The sequence below is a fragment of the Pedobacter aquatilis genome (assembly GCF_032678405.1).
In the GTDB taxonomy this organism is placed as follows: Bacteria; Bacteroidota; Bacteroidia; order Sphingobacteriales; family Sphingobacteriaceae; genus Pedobacter; species Pedobacter aquatilis_A.
Genome location: NZ_JAVTSJ010000006.1, coordinates 86,171 through 112,427 on the forward strand (window position 1 = coordinate 86,171; position 26,257 = coordinate 112,427).

At 37.6% G+C, this 26,257-nt stretch carries 24 protein-coding genes; 17 read left to right on the top strand and 7 right to left on the bottom strand.

Annotated elements, in window-relative coordinates; all coding sequences use genetic code 11:
* Positions 1 to 3 precede the first annotated feature (3 nt).
* Positions 4 to 1,263, bottom strand: coding sequence for a DUF7033 domain-containing protein (locus R2R71_RS16360; protein WP_316832352.1), 1,260 nt, complete (start codon positions 1,261 to 1,263; stop codon positions 4 to 6).
* Positions 1,264 to 1,415: 152 nt separating this feature from the next.
* Positions 1,416 to 1,928 carry a DUF6702 family protein gene (locus tag R2R71_RS16365; RefSeq protein WP_316832353.1) on the bottom strand — a complete coding sequence of 171 codons (513 nt, stop codon included), beginning with the start codon at positions 1,926 to 1,928 and terminating at the stop codon, positions 1,416 to 1,418.
* Between the two features lie 90 nt (positions 1,929 to 2,018).
* Here R2R71_RS16365 and R2R71_RS16370 point away from each other — a divergent pair, with 90 nt between their 5' ends.
* From R2R71_RS16370 to R2R71_RS16395, 6 genes are all read left to right on the top strand, one after another.
* Positions 2,019 to 2,603: a HupE/UreJ family protein gene (locus R2R71_RS16370; protein WP_316832354.1), complete on the top strand. Its 585-nt coding sequence runs from the start codon at positions 2,019 to 2,021 to the stop codon at positions 2,601 to 2,603.
* Between the two features lie 13 nt (positions 2,604 to 2,616).
* The gene (locus R2R71_RS16375) at positions 2,617 to 4,989 is read left to right on the top strand and encodes a M1 family metallopeptidase (protein WP_316832355.1); all 2,373 of its coding nucleotides are present in this window, start codon (positions 2,617 to 2,619) and stop codon (positions 4,987 to 4,989) included.
* Positions 4,990 to 5,111: 122 nt separating this feature from the next.
* Positions 5,112 to 7,154, top strand: a complete 2,043-nt coding sequence (gene uvrB, locus R2R71_RS16380) for an excinuclease ABC subunit UvrB (protein WP_316832356.1) — start codon at positions 5,112 to 5,114, stop codon at positions 7,152 to 7,154.
* 54 nt (positions 7,155 to 7,208) lie between these two features.
* Positions 7,209 to 8,549 carry a DUF3472 domain-containing protein gene (locus R2R71_RS16385; RefSeq protein ID WP_316832357.1) on the top strand — a complete coding sequence of 447 codons (1,341 nt, stop codon included), beginning with the start codon at positions 7,209 to 7,211 and terminating at the stop codon, positions 8,547 to 8,549.
* A 6-nt stretch (positions 8,550 to 8,555) separates the two neighbouring features.
* On the top strand, positions 8,556 to 8,753 hold the full coding sequence (locus R2R71_RS16390) for a YwbE family protein (protein WP_316832358.1): 198 nt from the start codon (positions 8,556 to 8,558) through the stop codon (positions 8,751 to 8,753).
* A gap of 87 nt (positions 8,754 to 8,840) precedes the next feature.
* On the top strand, positions 8,841 to 9,089 hold the full coding sequence (locus R2R71_RS16395) for a DUF4834 domain-containing protein (protein ID WP_316832359.1): 249 nt from the start codon (positions 8,841 to 8,843) through the stop codon (positions 9,087 to 9,089).
* An 84-nt stretch (positions 9,090 to 9,173) separates the two neighbouring features.
* On the opposite strand, the gene R2R71_RS16400 is transcribed toward R2R71_RS16395, so the two are convergent.
* The 4 genes from R2R71_RS16400 to R2R71_RS16415 all read right to left on the bottom strand — a co-directional run bounded on the left by R2R71_RS16400 (position 9,174) and on the right by R2R71_RS16415 (position 12,647).
* Positions 9,174 to 10,100 carry a TIGR01777 family oxidoreductase gene (locus R2R71_RS16400; protein WP_316832360.1) on the bottom strand — a complete coding sequence of 309 codons (927 nt, stop codon included), beginning with the start codon at positions 10,098 to 10,100 and terminating at the stop codon, positions 9,174 to 9,176.
* Position 10,101: 1 nt separating this feature from the next.
* The gene (locus tag R2R71_RS16405) at positions 10,102 to 10,917 is read right to left on the bottom strand and encodes a DUF393 domain-containing protein (RefSeq protein ID WP_316832361.1); all 816 of its coding nucleotides are present in this window, start codon (positions 10,915 to 10,917) and stop codon (positions 10,102 to 10,104) included.
* A 93-nt stretch (positions 10,918 to 11,010) separates the two neighbouring features.
* A complete protein-coding gene (locus R2R71_RS16410) occupies positions 11,011 to 11,517 on the bottom strand; it encodes a GbsR/MarR family transcriptional regulator (protein ID WP_316832362.1) in 507 nt (168 codons plus the stop codon).
* 47 nt (positions 11,518 to 11,564) lie between these two features.
* Positions 11,565 to 12,647 (bottom strand): alginate lyase family protein, encoded by a 1,083-nt coding sequence (locus R2R71_RS16415; RefSeq protein ID WP_316832363.1) that lies wholly within the window; start codon positions 12,645 to 12,647, stop codon positions 11,565 to 11,567.
* Between the two features lie 131 nt (positions 12,648 to 12,778).
* Between R2R71_RS16415 and R2R71_RS16420 the strand changes: the two genes are divergently transcribed.
* The 11 genes from R2R71_RS16420 (at position 12,779) to R2R71_RS16470 (ending at position 25,468) form a co-directional block, all read left to right on the top strand.
* Complete coding sequence (locus R2R71_RS16420) at positions 12,779 to 15,277, top strand: YfhO family protein (RefSeq protein WP_316832364.1); 2,499 nt, start codon at positions 12,779 to 12,781, stop codon at positions 15,275 to 15,277.
* A 326-nt stretch (positions 15,278 to 15,603) separates the two neighbouring features.
* Positions 15,604 to 16,458 (top strand): UDP-2,3-diacylglucosamine diphosphatase, encoded by an 855-nt coding sequence (locus R2R71_RS16425; protein ID WP_316832365.1) that lies wholly within the window; start codon positions 15,604 to 15,606, stop codon positions 16,456 to 16,458.
* A gap of 24 nt (positions 16,459 to 16,482) precedes the next feature.
* Complete coding sequence (locus R2R71_RS16430) at positions 16,483 to 17,472, top strand: glycosyltransferase family protein (protein ID WP_316832366.1); 990 nt, start codon at positions 16,483 to 16,485, stop codon at positions 17,470 to 17,472.
* A 57-nt stretch (positions 17,473 to 17,529) separates the two neighbouring features.
* The gene (locus R2R71_RS16435) at positions 17,530 to 18,510 is read left to right on the top strand and encodes a DUF6427 family protein (RefSeq protein WP_316832367.1); all 981 of its coding nucleotides are present in this window, start codon (positions 17,530 to 17,532) and stop codon (positions 18,508 to 18,510) included.
* A gap of 126 nt (positions 18,511 to 18,636) precedes the next feature.
* On the top strand, positions 18,637 to 19,371 hold the full coding sequence (locus tag R2R71_RS16440; RefSeq protein ID WP_316832368.1) for a type III pantothenate kinase: 735 nt from the start codon (positions 18,637 to 18,639) through the stop codon (positions 19,369 to 19,371).
* Position 19,372: 1 nt separating this feature from the next.
* Positions 19,373 to 20,662, top strand: coding sequence for a hypothetical protein (locus R2R71_RS16445; RefSeq protein WP_316832369.1), 1,290 nt, complete (start codon positions 19,373 to 19,375; stop codon positions 20,660 to 20,662).
* 74 nt (positions 20,663 to 20,736) lie between these two features.
* Positions 20,737 to 21,240 carry a hypothetical protein gene (locus R2R71_RS16450; RefSeq protein WP_316832370.1) on the top strand — a complete coding sequence of 168 codons (504 nt, stop codon included), beginning with the start codon at positions 20,737 to 20,739 and terminating at the stop codon, positions 21,238 to 21,240.
* A 130-nt stretch (positions 21,241 to 21,370) separates the two neighbouring features.
* The gene (locus tag R2R71_RS16455; RefSeq protein WP_316832371.1) at positions 21,371 to 23,455 is read left to right on the top strand and encodes a SurA N-terminal domain-containing protein; all 2,085 of its coding nucleotides are present in this window, start codon (positions 21,371 to 21,373) and stop codon (positions 23,453 to 23,455) included.
* Between the two features lie 66 nt (positions 23,456 to 23,521).
* Complete coding sequence (locus R2R71_RS16460) at positions 23,522 to 24,037, top strand: DUF2480 family protein (protein ID WP_316832372.1); 516 nt, start codon at positions 23,522 to 23,524, stop codon at positions 24,035 to 24,037.
* A gap of 91 nt (positions 24,038 to 24,128) precedes the next feature.
* Entirely contained in the window at positions 24,129 to 24,902 is a 774-nt protein-coding gene (locus tag R2R71_RS16465; RefSeq protein ID WP_316832373.1) for a DUF3108 domain-containing protein, read from the top strand.
* A gap of 2 nt (positions 24,903 to 24,904) precedes the next feature.
* The gene (locus tag R2R71_RS16470; RefSeq protein WP_316832654.1) at positions 24,905 to 25,468 is read left to right on the top strand and encodes a DUF3109 family protein; all 564 of its coding nucleotides are present in this window, start codon (positions 24,905 to 24,907) and stop codon (positions 25,466 to 25,468) included.
* Between the two features lie 52 nt (positions 25,469 to 25,520).
* Here the strand turns inward: R2R71_RS16470 and R2R71_RS16475 are convergent, their stop codons facing one another.
* Positions 25,521 to 26,174, bottom strand: a complete 654-nt coding sequence (locus tag R2R71_RS16475) for a helix-turn-helix transcriptional regulator (protein ID WP_316832374.1) — start codon at positions 26,172 to 26,174, stop codon at positions 25,521 to 25,523.
* Positions 26,175 to 26,257: the final 83 nt, after the last annotated feature.

The following is a 26,257-nucleotide window of genomic DNA, read 5'->3' on the forward strand; positions in this document are numbered from 1 at the left end:
AGATTAGCCTGCGTATTTTAACATTTCGTTAAAAACGGCTTTCCATTTTTTAAATTTAGCATTTTCTGATAGATTTTTGAGTTGCCAGCTGCTATAAAAGTGACCATCAACGAGTTTTATGGCATCAATAACATCACTTATGGTTTTAGTGGCATCAGTAACATTTTGATAATGAACGGCCGAGTCGCTTATTGAATAGGATTTTACATTTATAGGGGTTACCTTTTCAAGTTGCAGATCGTACCAGTTAAATGGCGTGCATGTGCCGGCCCTGAAGCCAACTTTGTCTGCATAACCCATCGAATAATCTGAGGTAATACCGGCAGAGAGTAAGTGCAGGTAACAGGTTGGTAATTTTAAAACGTCTAACTGCTGACTTTTTAGGTTTATTGAACTGTTTTGAAGTTTGCCAAGTTTCACTAAACCGGCTTTTAAATAGCCAGACTTTTCTTTGCTGGAGGTACATGGCCTGAGCAAACCGATTTGTTTTTCCTTTAAAAATGCAGCGCTGTTGTCGAAAGTTAACCGGCTTTTATCGTCGATAGGGAAATCTACAAAATAAAGCGGCTGGCTTTTTAAATTCAGCCGGTCTAATCCGGCAATAACTTCTTCAGGGTTTATGCCAAGGCCGGTTACGTTGTCGAAGATGGTACTTAAAAATTTGTGTTTCCTGTTAAATACCGAACTGAAGATGAATTTTGTTTTAGGCAGAAAACCCGTTGGGATGTCGGGTTGGAGTGTGAAATTAATCGTTGGCTGGTGATGGAACCTTTTTTCATGAAATTTAAAAGATGGATGTTTCTTTTTAATCATGTTTTTTAAAATCAATGCCCATTCATCTATTATCGGTCTTTTTAAGATCTTCCATTTATGCTGAAAACTGTTTTTGGCCGTAAAATCAATATCTGATTTTGCTTTGTGAAGGTATTCCTCGTATCGGCTTAAAATAAAAAACGAGGCTGCAAAAACATCAAAGGGCAAGGCCGATTCCGCAACCGGAAATGGTGCAAGATAATCGCCAAAAGAAATCGTTTTAAGCTTAAGTTCCTCAACTTTGTTGGCTAATAGTAAAGATGTGTTTTTAAAAAACAACTCATCGCCCAAAGGCTTATCAGCATAGCTTATTCTGATGTGCTCACTTTGTGAAAAATGCTCAATATTTCCTGTAAACTCAACTTCGGCTTTTAAAATATCTTTAAAAATAAAGTTAAAAATGTACTTTATTCTTGGTGTAAGAAGCGGGGAAAAGACAATTATATGCATAACTTATTTAACAATAGGGAGCGTGTAAACTAAGATAACAAACAATTTATCCTGCCAATTATTGCCTTTTCACTTGACCTAAACAAAGGAAGGGAACTAATAAAATTAATGTATTTAAGTCCCCTTTTTTATATCTAATACAAAAATTACATTTAAAAGTTTGCGGTGAAACTTTTATCAGGATAGAGGATTTTGGTGCTTTTTCTTACCGGCCCTTTAACAATATGGACAATACTCATCTGATCGTCAAACATATCGTATAAAATCGTACTGCTTACTTCTACGGTTTTTGGTGGAGTAATTTTTTCTACTTCAAGGTAAATATTGGTGGCCTCATGGTCGATTTCATAACCGATATAGTTTAAATTTACCGGTTTGCCATTGGCTTTAACCTGTAAGTGGCTGAGCATATATTTTTTTACCAGGGCATCCATCTGGGTTTTCATGGCAGGGCTACTCAGGTCGGTTTTTTGCTTGTAAAGTTTTACCAGAATGGCTTCAAAATCGTCGCTGAAAATTCTCGAGCTAATCTCAAGCGTTTTATCTTTACCGTTTATGTTTACTTCGGTTGTACTTACATGAAGCGGATGTTTTAGCGCTTTTGTGCTTATGCCAAGTGCAAAAACTAAAAATAAGGTAACAAATTTGGTATTTAACAAATGCATTTTGCCGATTTTATCTTTTTTATAATTAAAACTTTAATTTTAAGCGTTCAAAGCTACTAAAGCTTCGCTCACAAAGCTAATTTATTATAAATGCCGATACAAGATTTCATCTTTTACTTCAAATTGGGGTGGGAACATATTATAAGTGCCGATGCTTTAGATCACCAATTGTTTATTTTAGCGCTTGTTGCTATTTATAGTTACAGAAACCTGAAACAGGTACTGATTTTGGTAACAGCTTTTACAATCGGCCATTCGCTAACCCTGTTTTTAAGTGTTACCGATGTTATCCGTTTTGAAAGCAAATGGGTGGAATTTTTAATTCCTTGTACCATTGTTTTTACGGCAATAAGTAATTTGTTCAGGAAAGATTTTTCTTTAAAATCGGTAAGGATAAATTACTACCTGGCGCTGGTTTTTGGTCTGGTACACGGAATGGGTTTTGCAAATTCCATCAGGATCATGCTGGCGAAAGACCAGAATATAGGCTGGGGGCTTTTTGGTTTTAATGTGGGTTTGGAAGCTGGACAAATTTTCGTAGTGATGATTATTTTAGCGATCACTTTATTTATTTTTAATTATACCAAGATAAAACGCCGCGATTGGGTATTGTTTTTATCGGCAGCCGTATTTAGCCTGGCTTTACAAATGGCTTTGGAGCGAATCCCTTTTTAACATAACATAAACAATGAATAAATTATTTACATTAACAGGCCTGTTGGCTTTTGCAGGCAGTTTGGCAATGGCGCAAAACATTCAAAACAACCCGGGGAGCAACCACGGGAACAAGTTTGAGCAGTTGGGTACCATTTTGCCAACACCAAATGAGCAACGTACGGCCAGCGGAGCACCAGGCGTGAAATACTGGCAGCAGCGTGCTGATTATAACATTAAGTGTTCACTTGATGAAAAAAACTTATTGCTTACAGGAAGCGAAACGGTTACCTATACTAATAATTCCCCCGATCCGCTAACTTATATCTGGCTACAGCTTGATGAAAATGAGCATAGTACTAATAAAAGTGCCAATTACCAGGATGCAACAAAAATGCCTGCAACCGGAACAACACAAAGTATCGATAACTTAAGCTCAAAAGAAAACAATGGTTTCGGTATTAACATCGTGAAGTTAACGGATGCTACTGGCAAAAAGCTAAGTTATACTGTAAACAAAACGATGATGAGAATTGATTTGCCAGTTGCTTTAAGAACAGGACAGAAATTTATTTTCAATATCGATTGGAATTATAAGATTACCGACAGAATGACTGTTGGCGGTCGCGGTGGCTATGAATTTTTCCCAGCAGATGGCAACTACCTCTTTACCATGACACAGTGGTACCCACGTCTTTGTGTATACAGCGATTTTCAGGGCTGGCAAAACCATCAGTTTACAGGAAGAGGCGAATTTGCCTTGACTTTTGGTGATTTTAAAGTGCAAATGACCGTTCCTGCAGATCATCTTGTAGGTTCTACAGGCGAATGTATTAACTACAGTGCGGTTTTAAATCCGGCGCAGTTAAGCAGATACAATTCGGCTAAAACCGCAACTGCCCCGGTAGAAATCCAAACACTTGCCGAAGCTAAAACTGCAGAGGGTAAGAAAGCGGCAGGTACTAAAACCTGGGTTTTTCAGGCCAACAATGTTCGTGATTTTGCATGGACATCTTCACGTAAGTTTATCTGGGATGCAATGCCTCAGAAAATTGCTGCAAATAATAATACTGTAATGTGTATGAGTTTTTATGGTAAAGAGGCCTATAATCTTTACAGCAAATTCTCTACACGTGCTGTAGCGCATACCATTAAAACTTATTCTGATTTTACCATTCCTTATCCTTATCCGGTTGCGCAAAGTATAGAAGCGGCAAACGGAATGGAATACCCAATGATTTGTTTTAACTACGGCCGTACAGATGCCGATGGAACATATAGTGAAAGCACTAAAAATGGTATGTTGGGCGTAATTATTCATGAAGTTGGACATAACTTCTTCCCAATGATTGTAAATAGTGATGAACGTCAGTGGACATGGATGGATGAAGGCTTAAACTCATTTGTAGAATATTTAACAGAAGAACTTTGGGATAATACTTTCCCAAGCAAAAAAGGCCCGGCATACACAATTGTAGATTACATGAAATTGCCAAAAGATGAGCTTGAACCAATTATGACCAATTCGGAAAATATTGCCCGCTTTGGCCCGAATGCTTATTCAAAACCTGCAACAGGTTTAAACATCCTTCGCGAAACCATTATGGGCAGAGAGCTTTTTGATTATGCGTTTAAAGAATATTCAAGAAGATGGGCTTTCAAACATCCGCAACCGGCAGATCTTTTCCGTACGATGGAAGATGCAAGTGGTGAAGATTTAGATTGGTTCTGGAGAGGCTGGTTTTACGGGACTGAACCTTGCGATATTTCTTTAGATACCGTAAAATTTGCTAAAGCAGATTTCCCGACAACTATTCCTGAAGCAAGAACAAGAATGGTTAAGATTGATAGACCCGCTGTAAATGCCTTTCAGGATATTTCTAAAATCAGAAACCGTGAAGATAAAAAAATCAGTTTCTACGCAGATAAAAACCCTGCAGCACAGGATTTTTACTACAAATACGACAGGGGCTTAGTTTCGGTTGATACCACTACTGCTATTAAAACACAAGCTGCTTTGCCTCTGGATGTTGTTCCTTCAAATGAACAGCAGAAATACGAGAATAAATTTTTCTATGAGCTGGATTTCAGTAATAAAGGTGGTTTAGTAATGCCGATTATCGTTGAGTTTACTTATAAAGATGGAACGAAGGAAATCGACAGAATCCCAGCGCAGATATGGAGACACAATGAATTAAAAACTTCCAAATTCTATGTGAAGGATAAAGAAGTAGAATCGATTTTAATTGATCCGCTTAGAGAAACTGCAGATATTGATACATCGAATAACACCTGGGGCGGGAAGGCTAAAGAAAGCAAATTCAAGGTTTTCAAAGCAAAGGCAGCCTCATCTGTTCGCGGCCAATCGGTTGGTTTAAACCCAATGCAGAAAGCTGCAGGTAAATAATCTTACCAAAGAAATAAAAGGAAAGGCCCGGCTATTTTAGCCGGGCCTTTCCTTTTATTATAACTTTTACTGACTTTAAGCTGTTTAGTCTTTGTTACCGAAATCGTATATTTGATACACCGATGAAATTCAAAATCACCTCCGCATATCAACCTACAGGCGATCAGCCAGGCGCAATTAAACAACTTGTAGATGGCGTAAATGCAAATGAACATTATCAAACATTGTTAGGCGTTACAGGTTCAGGAAAAACCTTTACCGTAGCCAATGTTATTGAGCAAACACAAAAACCAACCTTAATCCTGAGCCACAATAAAACACTTGCGGCCCAGCTTTACGGAGAGTTTAAAAATTTCTTCCCTGAAAACTCTGTTAACTATTTCGTTTCGTACTATGATTATTATCAGCCCGAAGCCTTTATTGCCTCAAGCAATACTTACATCGAAAAGGATTTAAGCATTAACGAAGAAATCGAAAAATTGCGGTTACGCACTACTTCTGCTTTAATGAGTGGGAGGAGGGATATTATAGTAGTTTCCTCAATTTCCTGTATTTATGGTATGGGAAATCCTGATGATTTTTCGCGAATGGTTTTCCGTTTTGGCGTAGGTTTAAGAATTTCTCGAAATGCTTTCTTACATAGCCTGGTCGAAATTCTATATTCAAGAACAACGACAGAATTTAAGCGTGGAACTTTCAGGGTAAAAGGCGATACTGTTGATATTTTTCCAGCTTATCTGGACCATGCTTACCGGATTTCTTTTTTTGGAGATGACATTGAAGAACTTTCAGCAATTGATCCTGTTTCAGGAAAAACCTTGGAAAAAATGGAAGATATGGCGATTTACCCTGCGAATCTTTTCGTTACACCAAAAGACAGGTTTAATCAATCTATCTGGGGAATACAGGAAGAACTTGAAATCCGTAAAAACCAACTCATCGCTGATAAGCACCTACTGGAAGCAAAACGCCTTGAAGAAAGGACAAACTTTGATATTGAGATGATGAAGGAATTGGGTTATTGTTCAGGTATCGAAAACTATTCGCGCTTCTTTGATGGCCGTTCTCCAGGAATGCGCCCTTTCTGTTTGTTAGATTATTTTCCCGAAGATTACTTAATGGTAATTGATGAAAGCCATGTAACGGTTCCGCAAATCAGGGCGATGTATGGTGGTGACAGATCGAGGAAATTATCGCTGGTGGAATACGGCTTCCGCCTTCCGGCTGCTTTAGATAACCGTCCGCTTAATTTCACCGAATTTGAAGCTTTGGCACCACAAACAATTTACGTGAGTGCAACCCCTGCAGAATACGAACTCGAAAAATCAGAAGGTGTTGTGGTTGAACAGGTGATTCGCCCTACAGGATTATTAGATCCAGTTATCGAAATCAGGCCGGCAATTAATCAGGTTGATGATTTACTTGAAGAAATTGATGTTACCATAAAACAAGGTGGACGCGTTCTGGTTACTACGCTTACCAAGCGAATGGCAGAAGAATTAACAAAATACCTGGACAGGTTGAATATAAAGACCCGCTATATCCATTCGGAAATTAAAACTCTTGAACGGGTAGAAATTCTGAGGGGCTTACGTTTGGGAGAATTTGATGTATTAGTAGGGATTAACCTTTTAAGAGAAGGGTTGGATTTACCTGAAGTAACTTTAGTGGCAATTTTAGATGCTGATAAGGAAGGTTTCCTGCGTTCGGAAAAATCTTTGATTCAAACTATTGGCCGGGCGGCAAGAAATGATAAAGGACGCGTAATCATGTATGCCGATGGCATAACGGAAAGTATGGAAAAAACGATTTCAGAAACAAACCGACGCCGGGATATTCAGATTGCCTATAACCTCGAAAATGGCATTACACCTTTAACTGTTGGTAAATCGCGTGAGGCAATTCTGGAACAAACGGCCGTGCTCGATTTCTCTCAAAAGGCAAGTGACAATAAAGCTAGGGCTTATATCGAAAATGCAGAAGTTAGCGTTGCAGCTGATCCTATTGTACAATATATGGGAAAAGCTGAACTTCAGAAAGCAATTGATAATACCAGAAAAGATATGCAAAAAGCTGCAAAGGAAATGGATTTCTTGCAGGCAGCAAAACTCAGGGATGAAATGTTCGCCCTGGAAAAAATGTATAACGAGAAGTTTGGTAAATAGCCGTTTATCAGTATTAACAATTATATACTTTCTGGCCATATTTTAAATTTATAAATGAAACTCATTAAAGTATTCTTTTACTTCATAGTCCTTTTGACTGTAAAAAATGTTTCGGGCCAAAATGTTATTTCGCTCCCGCTTGCCGGCAATGCCTTTAGCTCTTATCATGTAGATGAAGGAAAAACAATTACAAACGATGGTCTTGTAAACTGGACTGATCCGAAAGAATATTTTACAGCGTATATCAGAATTTCTAAACCCGGTCTGTTAATTCTTTCAATTAATGAAAAACCTTTGATTGAGGGAGAGTCGACACTTGAATTTTCGATCAATAAACAATCGAAAAAGGTTTTGTTTGAAGAAAAAAAAGCCTTTAATGGTAAAATTGGTGAGTGGCAGATTAAGGATACAGGTTACGTAGCGATTCAAATTAAAGGGCTCAAAAAAAGTAAAAAGTATTTTCCTTCAATCAAGAATTTAAGCCTTTCAGGTTCTGCTTTAGCTGGAAAAACTGCTTTTGTAAAAAACAATGAAGGTAATTTTTTCCATTGGGGAAGGAGAGGGCCATCTGTTCATTTAAATTACATTCAGCCTAAAGCAGTAAATGCAGAGTGGTTTTATAACGAAGTAACGGTTCCTGCCGGAGAAGACTTGTTGGGTTCTTATTTTATGGCCTGCGGTTTTGGCGAAGGATATTTCGGTATGCAGGTAAACGGGCCCAGTGAAAGACATATTTTGTTCTCGGTATGGAGTCCTTTTAATACTGATGATCCTAAAAGTATTCCTGAATCGCATAAAATTAAGATGTTAAAAAAAGGCGAAAATGTCCATACAGGAGAATTCGGAAATGAAGGATCAGGTGGGCAGAGCTACTTAAATTTCCCCTGGAAGGCAGGGAATACTTACAGGTTTTTGCTTCACGGCGAACCTGGAACTAAAAAGGCAAAGCCAAATGCCACAGATGGTACAGTTGATATCGTAACAGAATTAGACAGTACAACCACTTACACAGCTTATTTCTATGCGCCTGAAACAGGTAAATGGCAGCTCATCGCCAGCTTTAAACGCCCGAAAACGCAAACTTATTTAAGCCGTTTTCATTCTTTTCTGGAAAATTTTATTCCAGAGCAAGGCGATAAAACACGTAGCGTTTTTTTTAACAATCAATGGATGTGCGATGATAAAGGCAACTGGACAGCGTTGGATACAGCAAGGTTTACTACCGATAATACCGGAAATAAAGGTTATCGGATGGATTTTGCCGGGGGTGAAAAAAACAATGCATTTTATTTGAAAAACTGTGGATTCTTTAACCTTTATACCATTCCAAAAACTACTTTTGTAAGGAAATTAACCGGAAATAAACCTGAAATAGATTTCAGAAAGCTTCCTTAAGTAAATATGGACGGACAAAACAGAAAAGATATATACCCAGGCTTAGAAGTAGGGATAATCCTTAAAAAGGATCAGCGAAGTGGAAATGTTACCTATGGCATTGTTAAAAATTTATTAACTTCAGCTGATTTCCATTCAAGAGGGATAAAAGTAAGGCTCGAAGACGGGCAGATTGGAAGAGTTTGCGAGATTGTTGAAGATTAATTATTTGTAATCAAATTGCAATTAATCCGTTAAAAAGTAACAAAATAAATTTAGCTACGTCTATATTTGTACTAAACAGAAATAAGAATGCCATTAATTAAATTCCTTTTCATAGCCGTATTGGTACTGTGGGTAATCAGAATCCTGATCCGTTTATTGTTACCTATGCTTTTTAATAACCTAGCCGGTAAAATGCAGCAGCAGGCAAGCGGACAGGCACAGCAACCTAAAAGAAAACCAGAAGGATCTATATCAATTGATTATATGCCTCCAAAATCAAATCATGGAAATGCAGATAAACTCGGAGATTTTGTAGATTACGAAGAGATTAAATAATTAAAAGTCCTGATGAAAATCAGGACTTTTTTGTTTATAAAAGCTTCACTGCCAGACATATTTTCCAATAATGGGATTATGCTTTTAAACCTTCAAGCTTAAAATGTCGTGAAAAGCGTCTTCCATTTTGGCGTATTGAAAAGTAAATCCTGAATTTATTAACACAGCTGGTTTTACCCATCTGCTTTTTAAAATTAACTCTGTTTCTGTACCTATAATTTTTGCACCGATTTCGAGTAACCAGGTTGGCGTAGGTATTCCAAAAGGAATCCCATAGGCTTTTCTAAGTATTTTCATCATGGCGGTATTTTTAACGGCATTTGGAGCTGTGCAGTTTACAATTCCTTCAATTTCCTGATGGTCAGTTAACCATTCAATACTTTTAGCAACATCTTGCTCGTGTACCCAGCTTACGTATTGTTCCCCATTACCTTGTTTTCCGCCCATTCCGATTTTAACCAGGTTAAGTAGTCTCGGAAATGCGCCATCCTTTCTCCCCATAACAATGCCCATTCGTAAGGCAATTTTTCTGGTTTCTGGAATATTGGTTTCAAAAAATGTTTGCTCCCAGATTTTGCATACATCAATTGAAAAACCATAACTAATATCTCCGGTAAGTTCATCCTGAAACCTGTCTTCTGCGTGACGATAAATAGTTGCAGAAGTAACATTGATGAATAACTTTGGTGGTTTAGTCAATCCCTGCAAAACGTTATTTAACAAGCGTGTTGGCAATACCCTTGAGTCGATAATTGCAGTTCTATTCTTTTTTGTATACCGGCAGTTTACATTTTTACCACAAAGATTAACGAGTAAATCGGCGCCCTCTAATTCCTTAGCCCATAAACCTGCTGTTTTTCCATCCCAGACAAATGTTTTGATATTGGCTTCATTTGCTTTGGAATTTCTGGCCAGTATAACCACTTCATCAGCCATATGGCTGAAATGTTTTGCCAATACACCTCCCAGGTAACCATTGCCGCCTGCAAGAACTATTTTGCTGTATTTCATGTCAGTAAATAAAAATGATTCCTAAAATAACTATCCTGTAAAATACCCAGCTAATACTCATGAGTAAGCCAAGTTTTAAAATCCTGCTTCTTCGTAAGTGCTCCAGAAGCATTAAACTTGCAATCAATAAAAAATATAAGACGTAAAATGTAGGAGGTGCTTGTAGCCATTTACTTAAAACTAACGGAAGAGCCAGTAGTAAACTTCCTGCAAACGAAATAGTCATCATGTTTCCCAAGTAATCCCAAAGCTTTTCTCTTTTATAGCATGTGATGATCACACCTTGAAAAATGATTTGACCTCCGCAAATAATGTATTCACGGTATTTACTGCCTAATGGCACAAAATCTGTCAGCAGCTGTGCATAAGCAGTTAAAATGTATGCTGTTAAAAACCAGGTAAATAATAAGAAGGCAATCCGGTAATTGAGTTTAAAATCTGGCTGTATAACATCTTTTTTCACTTCAGCCGGAATAATGATTTTCCTGTTGTATGAGATAAAAGCATAAACTTTTTTCATTAACCATAGAAATGGGCCAAAACCAAACAATGGTTTAAAAAAAGGTATTGAATTGCCTATAATTTTAAACAAACTATTTATTCCATAAATTACTTCACCAGTTGCAGTATTTACCAAAGCAATTTCGTTAGCAGCCCGCTTTTTGTCGACCATCGGGCAAATGTGCGCAGGTGTATTCTGATAAGCCGCCCGCCCATTAACTGGTAGCATGTTTAACCGTGTGAATGCCTTTGTGTAAGCGTGGCACATCGGACAATCCTCATCAAAAAGTATCACATGATTTTTTAGTGTTTTCATGATATTTTATTTTTAGAATTTTCAGTAAATAATGAAATATTGTTTGAAAAAATAAGACCATTTAAGGTCTATTTGTATCTATCACCATTATATCTATTTAAACACTTTTAGTATTGAGCCCCAGAACCAGTTTTCTTCAGCTTTTAGCATAGTTTCGATCGTTTTATCAGCGTTTTTCGCTAGCTTATTAATATCTGCTACTGATTTTTGAAAAGTCTTAAATTCTGGGTCTTTTTCATCGCCGGTTACAGCAGATAGTTCCCCAAGCACTTTTAATATGGGTTCAAGTTCACGCTTTTTACGTTCTTTGGCTACCTGACGGGCAATATTCCATACATCTTTATCTGCAAAAAAATATTCTTTTCTTTCGCCGGCTTTATGCTGTTTTTCAATTAGTCCCCAACCGATTAGATCACGGAGTGTCATATTCGCGTTCCCTCTCGAAATGCTCAGCTGTTCCATTATTTCCTCGGTGGTAAGTGCCTCCGCTGAAATTAATAAAAGCGCATGAACTTGTGCCATCGTTCTGTTAATACCCCATTCAGAACCTATTTTGCCCCAGGCCTCAATAAATTTTAATTTTCCTTCAGCTAATTCCATGACCAAATATATATTAATTTTTTAAACTTTCAAAAATTATTGAAAGTTTATTCATTTTGCCTGATGTCATCTGTAAACATTTGCCAGTCTTTGCCTTTTTGATTTAAAGCGGATAACAAATTCATCTGGCTTGAATCGAAATATACGGATAGTTTAAGTACAGGTAAAGCCAGTTCTGGTTTAAACATAGTGCCGGGAGCAAAGCCTGCTTCGTTGTTTTTTGCCCTGTCTCTGTCGAATTTTACAGTTGTGTTAATATATTCTTCATGCTGTTTTTCACCTTTAATGTAAGGTATAAGCCAATCGACAGACTTTTTAATTGACGAACCCTTGGGCGATTGATAAGTATAAAAATTTTCTCCGCCCGCACGTTTTATTAACAATGCAAGGCGTAACATCGGTTCTAAATCATAGATGTGATAATGCATGGCATCACGTTCCTTAAAATCAAAACTTGTTCCATCTTCATTCAAATTTACTTCGATATGCTTTTTTAGGCGTTCAATTGTCCAGTTTATAAACTCCAGGTTGTTTAAAGCATAGCCAATTTCGCCAACTATTTTTAAACGGTGTGCATTCCAGTTATTAATACCGGTGCCCTGGTTTCTGTTCATTCGCTTACTATTAATTTCAGCTAAAGCCGTCGCTTTTAACCATGCCGTGATTAAAAATTTATCTTTTGACGGAATATCATCCTTAATCAAATCATAAGCTTCGATGGCCTTATCCAGGTTCGTATCATCAATCGGATCTCCATTTGGTGTGTTGACTCCTGCCCAGGCTATCAGAAATTCATCAGCCTTGCTCAGGTATTCTTTATTGCCGGTAATTTTGTATTGTAGCGCCAGGACATACATCTTGTTCATATCGCGTAAAGCAACTGCAGTACGTTCTTTTTTCGGGTTGCCACGCAATAAGCCTTCCGTGCGTATGGTATCAACAGGATTTGGTAATTCGCTAAGGAAATCATCAGCCGATTTAGCAAAATTCAGGTAAAGTTTTTTTGCTTCAGGATTCTGATTTATTTTTTGCTTCAGGCTTTTTATTTCGGCTGAATTTAAACTAACCAACTGTGCAAAACTGGTGCTGATCAATATTGAAAAAAGAAGGGTAATTGCAGTGAATTTCATGATGAATATTCTGGATGAACAATAGCGATTATGCAAATCTAAATTTTTAATCTAAAGGCATTCAATTTATTCCTTTAATATACCGTTCAAATTTTTATTTTTGACGTTCGTTTAAACTTAAACAAACCTTAATGAATAACTGGTTTAAAAACAATGGCACTCATATAGCCATTATTGCAATTTTCGTAGTCATTTGTTTTGCCTACTTAAGCCCTGTTTTACAGGGTAAAACGCCTACACAGAGCGATGTCATCCAATCGCAGGCTATGCAGAAGGAGATTATGGATGTAAAAGCGCAGACAGGCAAAGCACCACTCTGGACAAACCAGATGTTTGGCGGTATGCCGGCTTTTCAAATCTGGGTTCCTTATGCATACAATGGTGCAACTTATGGTATTGCTTTAATAACGAAAGCATTGCCTAATCCCGTTGGCACGGTTTTGTTACTGTTAATCGGTTCTTATTTCCTGTTTATCGTATTAAAGGTAAATCCATGGCTTGCTGCAGCAGGAGCTATCGCTTTTGCCTTTACAACCTATAACTTTGTTCTCATTTCCAGTGGGCACAGCAGTAAAGCTTTAGCAATAGGCTTTTTTGCGCCTATAATTGCCGGTATCATTTTAACAATGCGGGGCCGGTATTGGTATGGGGCCAGTTTAACGGCATTGTTTCTGGCGCTTGAAATCAGAACCAACCACGTACAGATGACATATTATCTGATGCTTTCTATCCTGATTTTTGTTGGCGTAGAATTGTTTAAGTCAATAAAAGCTAAAACTTTACCATCGCTCGCCAAATCAATAGGCTTCCTGGCGCTATCTGTTATTTTAGCTGTTATGATTAATGCTGGTTTGCTTTGGTCGACTGCAGAATATGCAAAAGAAACAAACCGTGGCAAATCAAATTTAACGGTTACTGCGGCTGCGGGTAAAGATACAGGCATGTCAAAAGAATATGCTTACCAATGGAGCCAGGGTGTTGGCGAAAGTTTTACTTTCTTAATCCCCGATTTATATGGAGGTGCAACCGGTGTTGATGAATTGGTTAAACCTGAGAGCAATATGTATAAGGCTGTTTCTGAAGTTACAGGAGGTGATCCTGGTCAAACAGATAATGCAATCCGTTCTTTGGCTCAAAACTTTAACATGCAACAATACTGGGGCGATAAACCATTTACACAGGGCGGTTACTACTTTGGTGCAATCATCTGTTTTCTTTTTGTATTTGGATTATTCATTGTTAAAAACCAGCTTAAGTGGTGGATTTTAATTACAACAATTCTTTTCATGTTGCTTTCATTCGGAAGACACCTTCCTTTTGTTAGTGATCTGTTTTTCGATTATTTCCCGCTTTACAATAAGTTCAGGGCAGTAGAATCTATTTTGGCCGTGGTAGGCCTGGTAGTGCCGATTCTGGCAATCCTCGCGGTTAAAGAAATTCAGGAAGGTAAAACTGATCAGAAAATTTTGGTTAAAAAGCTTACCTGGTCGGCGGGTATAGTTGGCGGTATTTCGTTAATTATCGCGATCGTTCCAACCTTGTTTTTCAGTTTTAAAGCGGAAAATCATGCAGAAGCTGTACAGGCCCTTACTCAAGCACTTCAGAATAATGCAGCCATCGCACAAAAAATAGCAAATGGCCTGGTTGAAGATAGAGTTTCGATAGGACGTAGCGATGCTTTCCGTTCATTTATTTTTGTAGCCATTGGTTTTGGTGTTGTGTGGGCATTCATCACCAAGAAAATGAATATGCAACTGGCATTCGGATTATTAACTTTCGCTGTTTTAATTGATATGTGGCAGGTTGATAAGCGATACCTGAACAACAAAAGCTTTGAGGCAAAACGTGATCTTTCTGATTACTTTCAGCCGCGTGATGTAGATACTTTTATTGCTGCCGATAAAGATCCTGATTTCAGGGTTTTCGATATGTCTATTGCAACATTTTCTGATGCAAGTACTTCTGCATTTCATAAAACTATTGGTGGTTACCATGCTGCCAAATTGAAGCGTTTTGACGAACTTATTCAAAACCAGTTTTCGAAAAGCATCAACCAGGATGTATTGGATATGTTGAATACAAAGTACATTATCTCACAAGACCAGAAAACTGGTTCTTATAAAATGCAGCGCAATCCAACTGCTTGTGGTAATGCCTGGTTTGTAGAAAGTGTTCAGTATGTTAAAAATTCGGATGAAGAAATGAAAGCCATAAGCAGCTTCGATGCTAAGAAAGAAGCGATTGTTGATGAGAGTTATAAAAACTTAATGAACAGTAAAATTTTAGGCACCGGACAGGAAGGTTTCATTAAATTAACAAACTATAACCCTGATCATTTAACTTACGAATACTCAACTTCTAAAGATGTAGTGGCTGTATTCTCTGAAATTTACTACAACAAAGGTTGGAAAATGTATATCGATGGTGTAGAAAAACCATATTTCAGGGCTGACTACGTTTTACGTGCTGCACAACTTGAAGCTGGTAATCACAAATTGGAATTTATTTTCCACCCAACCTCATATTATACCGGAGAGAAAATCTCTTTGGCAGGGTCAATTTTATTGGTACTGGGTTTAGGTTTCGGCTTTTATTCGGAAAACAAAAAGAAGAAAGTAGCCAAGGCATAACCTGAGCTACTTATATTTTTCTAAAATACCCTTAGCGAAAGCGCTAAGGGTATTTTTTTTGTCATTTCAGTAGAAATATTAATCGGGTGATTAAATTTAACAATGTCGTAACATTTGTTTGATATACAGAGTCTTACCTTTGTTTTAAAATCAGGTGATATGTTAGAGTCATTCTTTGCGATTTGTCTTTTAATCGTTGTTATTTACTTTTTTAGTCCTTTTGAGGTAAAACTCGATGAGGAAGAAGAATGGTAAAATAGCTTTATTGTTCTTAAACTGCTTTTTCAAAGCGGTAACAAAATCACTCCCCCTTAAAATTCTTAATTATGGATAAAAGAAATATTGATGTAGTTGTTATATCAGATGTGCATCTTGGTACATATGGTTGCCATGCTAAAGAGCTTTTGAAGTACCTTAAAAGTATTAAGCCAAAAATGCTTATCCTTAATGGCGATATAATAGACATCTGGCAGTTTAGTAAAAGCTACTGGCCAGAGTCGCACATGAAAGTTATCCGTAAGCTCATGAAATTTGTTTCGGAAGGAGTAGAGGTACATTACTTAACCGGTAACCATGATGAAATGCTTCGTAAATTTGATGGAATGGAAATGGGTTCTTTTCACCTGGCCAATAAACTTATTCTCGAGCTTGACGGGAAAAAAGCCTGGTTCTTTCATGGCGATGTTTTTGATTTTACCATGCAACATTCGAAGTGGCTTGCTAAGATGGGCGCAGTTGGCTACGACACACTGATCTTATTAAACAGTTTTGTAAACTGGGTATTAAACGCTTTTGGAAGGGAAAAAATGAGTTTCTCCAAAAAAATTAAAGCCAAGTTTAAAGATGCCGTTAAGTTTATTAATAGCTTTGAGCAGGTAGCAGCAGAACTGGCCATTGAAAAGGGTTATGAGTACGTAGTTTGCGGCCATATTCACCAGCCTGAGAAAAGGGAGATATCTGCCGAACATGGAAAGGTTACCTACCTGAACAGTGGTGATTGGGTCGAGAGTTTAACGGCATTAGAGTACAACCATAAAAACTGGACTGTTTTTAAATACGATCATAAAGATTTTATGAAGGATGAAACTGATGAGGGAATCCTTTCTGATGCTGAAGATTTGAAAAGTAAACTTGATATAAATTTACTTTTAGAGAATATTAAATATGAAATTGCCCGATAATTTTAGATATTCGGACATTATCAGATGAAAATACTTTACGCAATTCAAGGCACCGGCAACGGACATATCAGCAGGGCAAGAGAAATTATCCCATTGCTTCAAAAATATGGCGAACTCGATATATTGGTGAGTGGGACGCAGGCCGATGTAAAATTAAGCCAGCCGGTTAAGTACCAGTTGCATGGTTTTAGTTTTATCTTCGGAAAAAAAGGAGGCGTAGACCATTTTAAAACCTGGTTGAATATGAATCTCTTCCGTTTCCGGAAAGATATGAAACAGCTTCCGCTTAAAGATTATAACCTTATTGTTAACGATTTTGAACCCGTAAGTGCATGGGCCTGTAAGCTGCAGGGCATAGAATGCGTTTCATTAAGCCATCAGGCTGCATTTAAATCAAAAAAAGTTCCCCGTCCACGAACCATCGATTGGGGAAAAGTTATTCTTAGCCACTACGCACCCACTAAATACCACATAGGGTTTCATTTCGACAGGTACGACGACTTTATTTATACACCCGTTATCCGTTCGGAAATCAGAAAGCTGGAAAGTAAAAATCTCGGTCATTACACCGTTTATCTGCCCGCTATTGATGATAAACATTTGGTAAAATTACTGGTGCAGATATCCGAAGTGAAATGGCAGGTTTTCTCTAAACATAATAAAGTAGGCTATCAGGAGCAGAATGTAACTGTAGCGCCGGTAAACAACGAAAAGTTTAACCAAAGTCTCGCCACCTGCGAAGGACTTTTCACCGGAGGTGGTTTTGAAGGTCCTTCTGAAGCACTTTACCTGGGCAAAAAATTGCTGGTTGCACCAATGCGTTTCCAGTTCGAACAGCAATGTAATGCTTATGCCTTAAAACAGTTTGGTTTGCCTGTTATCTGGGGGAGCAATAAAAAGTGGTTGCCCATTATAAAACAATGGGTAGAAAACCCACAGCAGTATCAATTTAACTTTCCTGACGAAACAGAGAAGATTATCGACGATATGGTGAAAAAGTACGCCCGTCTTTAAGCATAACCCTTTCAGCTTTCAGCTTTTTATCTTTACTTTGCCAATTCTACTAAAGGCATGATTAATCAGTTCAGAAAGTTAAATCCGGTAAATCTAATATTGCTGCTGGCATATACATTTTTTATGCGCATGGTGATGTTTTATGAGCTTCCTGAACAGTTGAATTTCGACTTTCTGGAACCTTTCGCCAGGCTGCTGATCAACATCAATTTAGAAAAAGCATTCTCCCCTTCAACAAATGTTTTTTTTGCTGCGGTTTTAATTTTTGTTCAGGCCTTAATTTTTAACCGCGTTATTAATAACCATAACCTTTTGGCCAAACCAAGCTTCTTGCCAGCTTTATTGTTTGTAACCGGAGCGAGTTTGTCAAAGGAACTTATGGTACTAAATCCCGCACTGATTTGTAATTTCTTATTGATATGGCTTATTGATAAGTTTTTAAAGCTTAATAAGAGCGTTAACTCCATTACCACGGTGTTTGATATCGGTATGATAATCGCCATTGGCACTTTGATTTATTTTCCTTTCATGGCCATGCTGATCATGATTTTCCTCTCGCTGTTACTCTTCAGATCCTTCAACTGGCGGGAGTGGGTTGCCGGTGTAGTAGGGTTTTTAACTGTATTTTTCTTTCTTGCAGTATTTTATTTCTGGAAAGATAACCTGCCTTACTTTTATCAGATCTGGAAACCGCTTGGAAATAAATTCCCTTCAGTATTTAAAATAAATTACAACGACTACCTTGTGCTTATCCCCGTTGCAGTTATTATGGTGCTCGCATCGTTGCAACTCAGGGAAAACTTTTTCAGAAGTTTTATCAGTACCCGTAAAGGCTTTCAGATGTTGTTCTTTATGTTTCTGGTTGCCGCCTTAAGTTTTTACCTCAAACCAGGCTTCCGTACATGGCACTTTTTACTTTGTGTACCACCCGGAGCAGTGCTTCTTGCATATTATTTTAGCAACGCAAAAAAAAGATGGTTTTACGAAACACTCTTTCTTTTATTCGTAATTGCTGTGCAGTACTTTCTCTTTGTTTAACCTTTTTTAACAAAATGATTCCTCGAAACTTGTTAAAGATTAATAGCTTTGTGGCATGATTGTGGAGTTTCCGGACTTTTCAGCACGGTATAGTGATGTTGATTCAATTGATTCTTGTTTATATAGATGCATAATTTAAGTATTGATATTGGTAATACTTTAACCAAGATTGCAGTTTTTGCAGGCAGGGAAATTATCCATTATCACCGTTTTAATAAGCTAACGGTAAACGACTTGAAGATGCTGGTTGGAGAGTACCAGGTTACAAAATCAATTATTAGCACTGTTGATGAAGAAATTGATGCCCTCGAGTTTTTTCTAAAGGAGAAAACCAGGTATAATCGTTTTTCAGCTTTGCTTACAAATGGCGTGCAAAACAAATATAAAACGCCTGCAACCTTAGGATTAGATAGGTGGGCTGCTATTTTAGGAACCAATGCAATATTTCCTGATGTTTCAAGTTTGGTTATTGATGCCGGGACTTGCATCACATACGATTTGCTTAATGCCCGAAGAGAGTATTTCGGCGGGAGCATAAGTCCGGGGATAAACATGCGGTTTAAAGCTGTGCACGAATTTACCGGAAGATTACCATTGGTAAACTGGGATGCAGAAGCAGCTATCCCGGCAGGAAGAGATACCCAAACCGCTATTCAAAACGGTATTTTACAAGGGGTAATGAATGAAATTACAGGGTTTATAGCCCTCAATAATAAAGAGGAAAGTGCCTTAAAGGTTATTTTAACAGGTGGAGATGCTGATTTCTTGTTTAACCAGTTACAAAACAGCATCTTTGCGCCACAAATAATAAAAGATTCCTATTTGGTATTAAAAGGATTAAATGAAGCTATTGCAGATTAAAATGTACAAAAGAATAAATTATATTGCAGCCATACTCGTTCTAGTTTGTGGTTTAAGTGTTAAGGCACAGGTTACCACATCATCACCATATTCGAGATATGGACTTGGAAATGTTAAAGGTTCGTTATTGCCACAATTAAGGGCCATGGGGGGTATTTCTACTGCAGTTAGCGCCATTAACGGGTTTAATTACATTAACATGCAGAATCCGGCTTCTTATTCGAGCATTAATTTAACTACAATAGATGTAGGGATGAGCGCCAGCATTACAAGTTTATCAAGAAATAACCTGTCAGAATCTAGCTTTAACTCTACATTCAGCCATATTGCTTTTGCAGTTCCTGTAACAAAAAAATCGGCTTTAAGTTTCGGTGTACTACCATATTCAGATTTAGGCTATAACTATAAAAATACCGTTCAAGTTGATACCCTTTCTGTAGATCAGCTTTATGAAGGTGAAGGCGGTTTATCAAAAGCATATTTTGGTTATGGTTATAAGTTTGGTGATCACTTAAGTATTGGTGGTAATGTTGAGTATATTTTCGGTAATTTATTAACTACCCGTGCAACGGAATATACTGCTGCTGGTGCCGTTAATGCCAAATTGCAGAATAAAAACAGTGTTGGGGGCCTTAACTATTCTTATGGTATTCAGTATAATTTTAATTTGGCACCTAAAACATCAATGACATTGGGTTATTCTGGTAGCACTGCCGGTAATATCAGTTCAAAACAATCATTTTACGCCACACAATATACACGTGATGCCAGTGGGAATGAAAATACCGCACGCGATACCGTAAGTTATACTGTTAATGCAAAATCGAACCTTACGCTGCCTTTAACGCATAATTTCGGTATTTCCATTCAGCAAACAGATAAATGGCTAATTGGTGCCGACTTCAGAATGAGCAAATGGTCTACAGTTAGCATTAATAATGTTAATCAGGGTCTGCAAAACAGTTGGGGAGCATCTTTGGGTACACAGTTCACACCTGATATTACTTCCTATAACAGTTATTTCAAACGTGTTGATTATCGCTTAGGGCTTAGCTACGATAAAACTTACATTCAAATTGGTAGCCAGGATATTAAGCAGATGGGTGCCTCCATTGGTTTTGGCTTCCCGCTGCCTTCTGCAAACGGCTTGTCTTTCTACAAAATTAACTTTACAACAGAGGTTGGTCAGCGTGGTACTTTAACCAATAACCTTGTAAAAGAACAATACATCAACTTTCATTTAGGCTTTACGCTGAACGATAAATGGTTCCGTAAGTATAAAGTAGATTAATGGCTTCGAGGGCTTTTTTATATGGCTTAATTCTACTGTTGCCACTTTTCATAGTGTCGTGCGGAGATGATGATATGAAAAAGGCCAGTGCCGTAAGTAGCCAGAAATCAGCCATTACCAGAGACAGGACTATTGGTGTTGAAATTATCTATAGCGACTCTGCGAGGGTAAAGGCTAAAGGAAATGCCCCGATTATGGATAAGGTAACCAATGCAAACGGTACAACTTATCAGGAAATGATTAAGGGCGTTAAAATTGATTTCTTTAACGTTAACCAGCCTGGCGTAATTGATGGTACGCTCATCTGTGACTATGCTGTCAGGAAAGAATGGGAGCAAAAGACCTTTTTCAGGAAGAATGTCATCGTTAAAAATGCCAAAGGTGATACCTTTTCTTCAGAGGAACTTATATGGGACGAGGCTAAGAAACTCTTCTATTCTACACAGAATGTTACGGTAAAATCAATCGATGGAAATATTCTGAATGGTGTCGACTTCAAAGCGCCTCAGGATTTCAGTACCTACGAAATCAATACCGCTACCGGACAAGGCGTTTTAAAAGATGCAATAGTGCCTTAAAAACACTTTTTTTTAGTCTTCTATTTACTTAAAAATTAAACAGTTGATAAATAAAATTTTGTATTTTCTTTTTTAAGGCAAATTTGTATCTTGCGCCCTCTTAAAAAAACTAAATAATATAAAGTACAATATGGGATTAATGACATTTTTGCGTAACCGTGCAGGCTATATACTGGTCTTTGCTATTGGTTTTGCAATTGTTGCATTTTTAGTAGGCGATGCAATTAACGTGGGTAAGCCTTTTTGGGCCGCAAACCAGAAAACGGTGGGTTCGGTTGACGGAAAAGATATCAGTATTGATGATTTTGGCCCGAAGGTAGAGCAAAATTTAAATCAATTTAAACAACAATACGGCGGAAGTGCAAATGCACAGATGCAGGCGATGGCTGTAGATCAGGCATGGAATGCTGAATTAGCCAGTGTTTTGTTAACTAAAGAATACGATCGTTTAGGTTTACAGGTTTCTCCTGATGAACTTGTTGATTTATTGGTAGGAAAAAACCCTAGCCAGTTAATCAAACAATACTTTACAAATCCTCAAACCGGTCAAATCGACCGTATGCAGTTAAACAGCTTCTTGAAATCTAAAGATCCTCAGGCACAAAGCCAGTCTGCATTATTGCAAACTGAAGTTACTAACCAGGCTTTACAACAAAAATATTCAAACTTAATCCGTAATTCGGTTTATGTAACTTCATTAGAAGCAACAGATGAATATAACAATCGTAATAAACTGGCCAACTTTAAATATGTAAGTCTTGATTATACATCAATTCCAGATGCATCTGTTAAATTAACCGATGCAGATTACACTGAGTATTACGATGCAAACAAAGCCCGTTTTAACAATCCTATGGAATCACGTACTTTTGAGTACGTAACCTTCAGCATTAAACCAACGCAGGCTGATTCGTTAGCGGTTAAAGCACAAATAGAAAAACTTGCTGCTGATTTTAAAATAGCTAAAAGCGATTCACTTTTCGCAGCAATTAATTCTGATGTTAAAGTTCCTTTTACCTATATCACTAAAGGTAAATTAGATCCTGCGGTAGATTCAGCAGTATTCTCATTGCCTGCTGGGAGCTATTATGGCCCGGCTTTATCTGGTAATTCTTATAAAGTTGTTAAGGTTGTAGCAACCCGTTTCTCTCCTGACTCAGTAAAGGCAAGCCATATTTTAATCGACCCTGCTAAAGTTGGTGGTGAAGACAAAGCCGTTAAATTAGCCGATTCATTAAAATCAGTGGTTGCCAAAGGCGGTAACTTTGCAGAACTGGCAAAAACTTTCAGTGTTGATGGTTCGAAAGATAAAGGTGGTGAGTTGGGTACTTTTGCACGTGGTGCTATGGTTCCTGAATTTGAAAATGCTGCATTCGACGGAAGTGTTGGTGATTTGAAAGTGGTTAAATCTCAGTTCGGGATTCACCTGATTAAAATTGAAAAACAAATTGGTTCATCAAAAGTGGCAAAACTTGCTTATGTTGAAAAAGCATTAGCTGCCAGCAGCAAAACACAGGCGGCTGCTTATAAAGCTGCAAGTAATTTCCTTTCAGAAGTTAAAGGAAATGATTTTGCAAAACTTGCTGAAAAAGATAAACTGAAAATTGCTGTAGCTGATAAAATTACTGCAACACAAGGTTTTGCTCCAGGTTTAGATAACCCACGTAAATTAATCCAGGATGCTTATGGCGCTGATAAAGGTGATGTGTTACCTGAGATATATACCATGGGCGATGCTTATGTTGTAGCCCGCTTAACAGATATCAGACCAAAAGGAACCTTACCTTTAGATGCTGTTAAAAAAGAAATCCAGCCAATGGTGTTAAATGCTGCTAAAGCTAAATTGCTGAAATCTAAGTTCGAAGGAGCAGGTAAAACCAGTTTAGATCAGGTTGCTGCTAAAGTTGGCCGTTCGGTAATGCCGGTTCAGAATATCGTTTTTGCTAACCCGATTATTCCAGGTGTTTCTCAGGAAAATAAACTTGTAGGTACTGTATTTGGTGCGCAGCCAGGTAAAGTTTCTGCACCTGTTGATGGTGAGCGTGGTGTTTATGTATTCTCAGTTGATGGGTTTACAAATCCTGCCCCTATCGCCAACATGTTCAAACAAAAAGAAACAATGATGTTGAGCTTAGGTCAGCGCTCGTTAGGTGCTGCTTTCCAGGCTTTACAAGATAATGCGAAGATAAAAGACAATCGCGTGAAATTCTATTAATTAGAAATTACGTAATTTTGTAACCGTTCTGATGTTAAGTCAGAACGGTTTTTTTATTTAGAGGCTATGGAAATTCAGGAAAACTTTGTTAATAAGGTTGCTAACAGTGGTTTAATTACTTTAAACCTCGAAGATTATTATCATTCTGGCGAACGCATTGTTTATGATATCAAGGAAAATCTTTTCCATGGATTAATGCTTAGAGAAAAAGATTTTCGTGAGTTTATTAAGAACCACGACTGGTCACAATACCAGGACAAGAATGTTTCCATTATCTGTTCGGCCGATGCAATTGTCCCTACCTGGGCTTACATGCTTCTGGCTAATCGCCTAAAACCTTTTGCAAACGAAGTGGTTTTTGGAAATCTTGATACCCTGGAGGCTGTAATGTTTTCAAAGGCACTGGCAAAGATTAATCCTCAGGATTATGCAAACGAGCGTGTAGTGATTAAAGGCTGTGGTGATATCGACGTTCCCGTAGCTGCATATGTAGAAATTACAAACCTGCTTACGCCTGTGGTTAAGAGCATTATGTTTGGCGAACCTTGTTCTACAGTTCCCGTATTTAAAAGAAAAGATTAATTTTTGGTTTGCTTTTTGCATATCTTGTCTTGATAACTGCAAATAAGGTATCTTTAATGTAGTGTCGGCACAATTGAAACAGACAAAGCAAATGAAAAGGTTATTAATAATTATGGCGTGTGCTTTAAGTACACTAACGGCTTCTGCGCAGGAGTTGCCGCTCAAAAAAGAAGCGGTTTTTCAAGAAGGTGAAGTTTTGAATTATAAGTTACGCTACGGCTTCATTACCGCTGCTGAAGCAACAATTAAGGTGCAAAATTCTGATTTGAAGTTCGACAATAAGCCAACATATAAGCTTACCGTTGATGCACAGACATCGGGAACATTCGATGTTTTTTATAAAATAAGGGATCATTACGATTCTTATATCGATAAAACTGATTTACTGCCTTATTTCTATCAGGAGAATATACGTGAAGCAAGCTATAGAAGGCAGGATAAAGCCCGTTTTACACAAGATGCTAAAAAAGTAGTTTCGAACAGGGGTACATTTACGACGCCCACAACGCAAACCTTCGATTTAGTATCAGCTTATTATTTTGCCAGGAGTCTTGACATCAGCAAGCTTAAGATAGGCGATAAATTTAAATTGAATTATTTCCTTGGCGATGAAATTTCGGCGCTGGAAATTGAATATATTGGCAAGGAAACCGTAAAGAGTAAGCTCGGAAATATCCGTTGCTTGAAATTCAGTCCATCGATAAAGCCCGGAAGGATTTTTAAAAAGGATAGCCGTTTGTATCTTTGGGTAACCGATGATGGGAACCGGGTGCCCGTAAAGGCCCAGGTAGAAATTTTGGTTGGCGCTGTAACGATGGAATTAAAATCGGCCGAAGGTTTAAAATATGCATTAGCAAAAGAGTAATGATGATAGAAGTAGAACAGGTGCTGGTGCACGAAGATGTTTTAAAGGAAAATTTTGTTTGTAACCTCAGCAAGTGCAAAGGGATTTGTTGTGTTGAAGGAGATTCAGGGGCACCGTTGGATAATGATGAGAAAGTTATTCTTGAAGAAATTTATCCTAAAATAAAGCATCTTCTAAACGATAAAGGGATTAAGGCTATCGAAGAACAGGGTGTTTATGTTGTAGATGAAGATGGCGATTTAACAACCCCATGCGTTGATAAAAATAAGGAATGTGCTTATGTGCTTTTTGAAGGCGGTATTACTAAATGTGCCATTGAGAAAGCCTATGAACAGGGGATTGTAGATTGGCAGAAACCCATTTCCTGTCACTTATATCCAATCCGTATTACAAAATATCCTGAATTCGAAGTTTTAAATTACGACAGGTGGCACATTTGCCATGATGCCTGTACTTTTGGCCGCGAATTAAAGGTTCCGGTGTATAGTTTTTTAAAAGGACCACTTATCCGTAAATACGGTGAGGAATGGTATAAAGAACTTGAAAATTCTGTTAAGACACTTTAGTTTTCTAATTAAGTACGCTTAAAAAATCAGTTAACTAATAACTTTATTAAAATCAGATCAGGTTTCTGGTAATCTTTCCTTTGATGATGTAAAGGGAAGTAATGCTTGCTTTTTCGATTACTGTATCGCCTTTAAAATTTGGATTAGATGAACGGAGGATAAGTTTAGCCTTATCGCTATGTTCAAAAAGTAATTTTATACTTCTTAGCTGATTCGATTTTTCGTTAGTCATAATTACATAAGCTTCGCCCCATTGCAAAACATCGTAATTGGTAACCTCCCGAACGGCTATAATTTCACCTGAAGCATATTTTGGATACATACTATCGCCATAAACAGGCAGATATGCCGTGCAATCATTAAAAGGTTTATAATTTACAAAGTAATCTGCTTTTTCTTCTTCAAGTATTAATGTATCAATATCTGATAAACTAACATCAAAATAAGGAACGCCTTCTTTGCTTTCTGATACTACGGGACCTCGCTTATTAAAAGGCTCTCCGGTACCCGTTTCAAGCCATATTCTGTTTACATTAAATCGGAACTCCAACTTATCCTTGACACTTTCCGATATACCCATTCCCCCACGTCCCCGTAATATGTCTGAGAGTGAACCTGCTTTGATCTTCATTGCATCAGCAAAATCTTTTTGCGTTTTAAATTTTAACAGATCAATTAAAATTTTTAACCTTTGATTTTCAGTCATTTACATTTAAATAATAAGATTAATCTAATTAAAATTAGATATTCTTACTTCTTTTAGCTATATTAGTTCTGGAATACAGTTAG

Bases quoted from the DNA above. Each gene is read 5' to 3' on its own strand.
- R2R71_RS16410 (WP_316832362.1), bottom strand. From the start codon at position 11,517: ATGGAATTAGCTGAAGGAAAATTAAAATTTATTGAGGCCTGGGGCAAA.
- R2R71_RS16450 (WP_316832370.1), top strand. From the start codon at position 20,737: ATGAAAAAGGCCAGTGCCGTAAGTAGCCAGAAATCAGCCATTACCAGA.
- R2R71_RS16460 (WP_316832372.1), top strand. From the start codon at position 23,522: ATGGAAATTCAGGAAAACTTTGTTAATAAGGTTGCTAACAGTGGTTTA.
- R2R71_RS16425 (WP_316832365.1), top strand. From the start codon at position 15,604: ATGGATAAAAGAAATATTGATGTAGTTGTTATATCAGATGTGCATCTT.
- R2R71_RS16400 (WP_316832360.1), bottom strand. From the start codon at position 10,100: ATGAAATACAGCAAAATAGTTCTTGCAGGCGGCAATGGTTACCTGGGA.
- R2R71_RS16370 (WP_316832354.1), top strand. From the start codon at position 2,019: ATGCCGATACAAGATTTCATCTTTTACTTCAAATTGGGGTGGGAACAT.
- R2R71_RS16455 (WP_316832371.1), top strand. From the start codon at position 21,371: ATGGGATTAATGACATTTTTGCGTAACCGTGCAGGCTATATACTGGTC.
- uvrB (WP_316832356.1), top strand. From the start codon at position 5,112: ATGAAATTCAAAATCACCTCCGCATATCAACCTACAGGCGATCAGCCA.
- R2R71_RS16420 (WP_316832364.1), top strand. From the start codon at position 12,779: ATGAATAACTGGTTTAAAAACAATGGCACTCATATAGCCATTATTGCA.
- R2R71_RS16390 (WP_316832358.1), top strand. From the start codon at position 8,556: ATGGACGGACAAAACAGAAAAGATATATACCCAGGCTTAGAAGTAGGG.
- R2R71_RS16405 (WP_316832361.1), bottom strand. From the start codon at position 10,917: ATGAAAACACTAAAAAATCATGTGATACTTTTTGATGAGGATTGTCCG.
- R2R71_RS16445 (WP_316832369.1), top strand. From the start codon at position 19,373: ATGTACAAAAGAATAAATTATATTGCAGCCATACTCGTTCTAGTTTGT.
- R2R71_RS16475 (WP_316832374.1), bottom strand. From the start codon at position 26,174: ATGACTGAAAATCAAAGGTTAAAAATTTTAATTGATCTGTTAAAATTT.
- R2R71_RS16360 (WP_316832352.1), bottom strand. From the start codon at position 1,263: ATGCATATAATTGTCTTTTCCCCGCTTCTTACACCAAGAATAAAGTAC.
- R2R71_RS16465 (WP_316832373.1), top strand. From the start codon at position 24,129: ATGAAAAGGTTATTAATAATTATGGCGTGTGCTTTAAGTACACTAACG.
- R2R71_RS16365 (WP_316832353.1), bottom strand. From the start codon at position 1,928: ATGCATTTGTTAAATACCAAATTTGTTACCTTATTTTTAGTTTTTGCA.
- R2R71_RS16470 (WP_316832654.1), top strand. From the start codon at position 24,905: ATGATAGAAGTAGAACAGGTGCTGGTGCACGAAGATGTTTTAAAGGAA.
- R2R71_RS16435 (WP_316832367.1), top strand. From the start codon at position 17,530: ATGATTAATCAGTTCAGAAAGTTAAATCCGGTAAATCTAATATTGCTG.
- R2R71_RS16440 (WP_316832368.1), top strand. From the start codon at position 18,637: ATGCATAATTTAAGTATTGATATTGGTAATACTTTAACCAAGATTGCA.
- R2R71_RS16375 (WP_316832355.1), top strand. From the start codon at position 2,617: ATGAATAAATTATTTACATTAACAGGCCTGTTGGCTTTTGCAGGCAGT.
- R2R71_RS16430 (WP_316832366.1), top strand. From the start codon at position 16,483: ATGAAAATACTTTACGCAATTCAAGGCACCGGCAACGGACATATCAGC.
- R2R71_RS16395 (WP_316832359.1), top strand. From the start codon at position 8,841: ATGCCATTAATTAAATTCCTTTTCATAGCCGTATTGGTACTGTGGGTA.
- R2R71_RS16415 (WP_316832363.1), bottom strand. From the start codon at position 12,647: ATGAAATTCACTGCAATTACCCTTCTTTTTTCAATATTGATCAGCACC.
- R2R71_RS16385 (WP_316832357.1), top strand. From the start codon at position 7,209: ATGAAACTCATTAAAGTATTCTTTTACTTCATAGTCCTTTTGACTGTA.